Origin of the sequence: Thermovirga lienii (genome assembly GCF_036847465.1) — a bacterium.
GTDB lineage: Bacteria > Synergistota > Synergistia > Synergistales > Thermovirgaceae > Thermovirga > Thermovirga lienii.
This window is the reverse complement of sequence record NZ_DAITZW010000026.1, coordinates 1-4,411: the sequence shown is the minus strand read 5'-3', so window position 1 is coordinate 4,411 and position 4,411 is coordinate 1. Positions and strand designations below refer to the sequence as shown.

The window sequence follows — 4,411 nt, the reverse complement described above, 5'->3', positions numbered from 1 at the left end:
ATAAACATAGAAGAAACCTCAAAGCGCATAGGCATAGATAAATCATCGGTGATTTGCTTGCTCCAGTACCTTCACAGACAAGGAGTAGTTGAGATAAAGGAAGTGACACTGGTTCCTGGAAACGGAACTGACCCAGAAGTGTGCGATTGCCTGATCAAGAGGTGATACCATGGATATTATCGAAATGCTTGCCAAAAGAGCAGGGATAACGGCAGCAAAGGCCGAAGCTGGCTTCTATGAAAGGGTCAAAAAGGAAGATGTCATAGGCTCCATTGACCACACTCTACTTTCCGGCACCGCCTCGCCTGAGGAGATAATCAATCTATGCGAGGAAGCTGTAGAGAACCAGTTTGCTGGGGTGTGTATCTATCCTGCTTGGGTTCCTCTGGCTAGAGAGGTACTGCAAGACAAACCCCAAAAGATCTGCACGGTCGTAGCCTTCCCCTCAGGGGCCTTGCCTGCAGTTTTAAAGGCCAAAGAGATAGAATGGGCAAGGGAAAACGGAGCAGACGAGGTAGATGTGGTTTTAAACATAGTCAATATACTTAAAAATGACAAAAAGGCATTGTTGGAGGAGCTGAAAACCCTCCGTGAAGCCGCTGGTGACATATGCCTGAAAGCAATCATAGAAACCAACCTCCTGACAAACCATCAGAAAGCCATGTGCGTAACCCTGGCAGAAGAGGCCAGAATAGACTACATTAAGACAGGCACGGGTGAGAAAGGCCCTGTAACATTCTTCGACGTGGCGTTTCTTAAATCCCTTACCTCCGACTCCTCGGGACTCAAGATAAAAGCTGCGGGTGGAATAAGGTCCATGAAGGCTGCCGAAATATTGGTAGCCCTGGGGGCCAGCCGTTTGGGCACATCCAAGGCCCTGGAGCTTTTATCAAGCCGCCAATGCTAAATATCCCAGACATACAATTAAAACAAGCCCCAGAGCCGTCTCTGGGGCTTGTTTTTTGCGCTTGTATAAGATCTATAAAATCCGTTTCTTGTCATTGGAAGGTACGTAATACCGTATGTGCACAGTCACCTTTCCTTACGCTGCAGTTATTGCCGTTATTGTTAAGTATTTAGGGTTGAATTTGTTTTTTTGTTTTTTGGGATTTTTTGTTTTTGGGGTTGGGGGTTAGGGTTTGTTTTTTAGATTTTTAGTTTTTTTGTTTTAGTTTTTTGTATGTTTTTGTGTGTTTTAGGAGTAGAAAGAGATAGAGGTTTCTGGCGGCGACCTACTCTCCCACGATTACCCATCGCAGTACCATCGGCGCTGGAGGGCTTAACTGCCGGGTTCGGCATGGATCCGGGTGTTTCCCCTCCGCTATGGCCACCAGAAACCTCTACAAAACTTAACACACTGACAGCATATATGATGCCTTAGGTAACAGAGAGGTTAAGGCCTCGGTCTATTAGTACCAGTCAGCTAAAGCGCTCACACGCCTTACACCTCTGGCCTATCAAGCACGTCATCTCCGTGCGACCTTACCCGCTTAACGCGGCAAGTGGTCTCATCTTGGGGCCGGCTTCCCGCTTAGATGCCTTCAGCGGTTATCCGATCCGCACATAGCTACCCGGCTTATGCATCTGGCGACACAACCGGTACACTAGAGGTGCGTCCACTCCGGTCCTCTCGTACTAGGAGCAGCTCCCCTCAAACCACTTACGCCCGTGGTGGATAGGGACCGAACTGTCTCACGACGTTCTAAACCCAGCTCACGTACCGCTTTAATGGGCGAACAGACCAACCCTTGGGACCTGCTTCAGCCCCAGGATGCGACGAGCCGACATCGAGGTGCCAAACCTTGCCGTCGATAGGGACTCTCGGGCAAGATCAGCCTGTTATCCCCGGGGTAGCTTTTATCCGATGAGCGACGGCCCTTCCACTCGGAACCGCCGGATCACTAGGACCCGCTTTCGCGACTGCTCGACCTGTCGGTCTCACAGTAAGGCTACCTTATACCCTTGCGCTCTAAAAGGCGATTTCCATCCGCCTCGAGGTAACCTTCGCGCGCCTCCGTTACTCTTTAGGAGGCGACCGCCCCAGTCAAACTGCCCACCTGACACTGTCCCGCATGACGATTCAGCCTATGCGGTTAGAACCCCAGCACATCAAGGGTGGTATCCCAAGGACGGCTCCACGTATGCTGGCGCACACGCTTCACAGCCTCCCACCTATCCTGTACATGACGTACCAAGACCCAATATCAGGCTACAGTAAAGCTCCACGGGGTCTTTCCGTCCCACCACGGGTAACCGGCGTCTTTACCGGTACCACAATTTCACCGAGTCCCTCGCCGAGACAGCGCCCAGATCGTTACGCCATTCGTGCAGGTCAGAACTTACCTGACAAGGAATTTCGCTACCTTAGGACCGTTATAGTTACGGCCGCCGTTTACTGGGGCTTCGGTTCAGAGCTTCGCCTTGCGGCTAACCCCTCCCCTTAACCTTCCAGCACCGGGCAGGCGTCAGACCCTATACTTCGGCTTACGCCTTAAGCAGAGTCCTGTGTTTTTATTAAACAGTCGCCTGGGCCTGGTTTCTGCGGCCCCCTCCAGCTCAGCATCGCTAATACACCTCACCAGAAAGGGCACCCCTTCTCCCGAAGTTACGGGGTCAACTTGCAGAGTTCCTTAGCGAGGGTTCTCTCGTCCACCTTAGCCTACTCAGCCAGCCCACCTGCGTCGGTCTCGGGTACGGGCACCTTGACTCCTCCCTAGAGGCTTTTCTCGGCAGTTTGGCGTCAATGCCTTCGCTCCCGTAGGAGCTCCCCATCAGATCTCAGGGTTAACGGACAACCGGATTTGCCTGGTCGTCCCCCCTACTTCCTTGGACAAGGTATTCCAGCACCTTGCGCACCTAGCCTCCTGCGTCACCCCTTCGGTACAAACGTCGCCAAGGTGGGGCAGGAATGTCTACCTGCTGTCCATCGGCTACGCCTCTCAGCCTCGCCTTAGGTCCCGCCTAACCCTGGGAGGATAAACCTTCCCCAGGAACCCTTGGGCTTCCGGTGAACGCGGTTCTCACGCGTTTCTCGCTACTCATGCCGGCATTCTCACTTCCATGCAGTCCACCAAGCCTCCCGGCTCAACTTCACCCCGCATGGAACGCTCCCCTACCACACCAGTACCTAGTACTGGCATCCGAAGCTTCGGCGCTACGCTTAGCCCCCTACATTTTCGGCGCAGGGGCGCTCGACCAGTGAGCTGTTACGCACTCTTTCAAGGATGGCTGCTTCTAAGCCAACCTCCTGGCTGTCCAAGCTCCCCCACATCCTTGTAACACTTAGCGTAGCTTAGGGACCTTAGCTGTCGGTCTGGGTTGTTTCCCTCTCGACCACGGACCTTCTCACCCGTAGTCTCACTCCCATGAATCCAGTGCCAGTATTCGGAGTTTGGCTGAAGTCAGTAGGACCCCAGTCCCCATCGTCCAACCAGTGCTCTACCCCCAGCACTTTCTAACATGAGGCTGCACCTCAATGCATTTCGGGGAGAACCAGCTATCACCGTACTCGATTAGCTTTTCACTCCTATCCACAGGTCATCCAACAGTTTTTCAACACTGATTGGTTCGGTCCTCCATCCGGTTTCACCCGGACTTCAACCTGCCCATGGATAGATCGTACGGCTTCGGGTCTACTCCACGCGACTTAACGCCCTATTCAGACTCGGTTTCCCTACGGCTCCAGACCTTAAAGCCCTTAACCTCGCCACGTAAAGTAACTCGCCGGCTCATTCTTCAATAGGCACACCGTCATCCAGCATATGCCAGACTCCGATCGCTTGTAAGCACACGGTTTCAGGTCTATTTCACTCCCCGCCAGGGGTGCTTTTCACCTTTCCCTCTCGGTACTGCTGCACTATCGGTCACCAGTAGTATTTAGCCTTGGATGGTGGTCCACCCTGATTCAACCGGAATTCCACGTGCTCCGGCCTACTCGGGATCACGTCCACCACTACACGCTCCCTTTCGCCTACGGGACTTTCACCCTCTACGGTCAGCTCTCCCAACACTGTTCGGCTAAAAAGCGCTTCATGGCGGGTACCTGCGGATACCCACAACGCGTCCCTCAACCCCATGCAGACAACAGCCGCAGCCTTTAACATCTGCACGGTTTAGGCTACTCCCCTTTCGCTCACCACTACTCAGGGAATCTCGTTTGATTTCTCCTCCTCCGGCTACTGAGATGTTTCACTTCACCGGGTTCCCTCCTATTACAGGATGCTTGGACTCCTCCAAGCAGGTTACCCCATTCGGGCATCTCCGGATCAAAGGCCGCTTGCGCCTCCCCGAAGCTTTTCGCAGCTTGCCACGCCCTTCCTCGGCTACTGGTGCCTAGGCATCCACCGTGCGCCCTTAATACCTTAACCTCTCCATTACCTAATTCACCATATATATCTGTCAATGTGCAAAT

At 53.1% G+C, this 4,411-nt stretch carries 1 protein-coding gene and 2 rRNA genes; 1 reads left to right on the top strand and 2 read right to left on the bottom strand.

What is annotated here, in order from left to right; translation table 11 throughout:
* Nucleotides 1-169: 169 nt before the first annotated feature.
* Nucleotides 170-907, top strand: a complete 738-nt coding sequence (gene deoC, locus V7Z69_RS07220) for a deoxyribose-phosphate aldolase (protein ID WP_334139375.1) — start codon at nucleotides 170-172, stop codon at nucleotides 905-907.
* Nucleotides 908-1,219: 312 nt separating this feature from the next.
* Here the strand turns inward: deoC and rrf are convergent.
* Nucleotides 1,220-1,335: ribosomal RNA gene (gene rrf, locus V7Z69_RS07215) — 5S ribosomal RNA — on the bottom strand.
* Between the two features lie 54 nt (nucleotides 1,336-1,389).
* Nucleotides 1,390-4,367: ribosomal RNA gene (locus tag V7Z69_RS07210) — 23S ribosomal RNA — on the bottom strand.
* Nucleotides 4,368-4,411 lie beyond the last annotated feature (44 nt).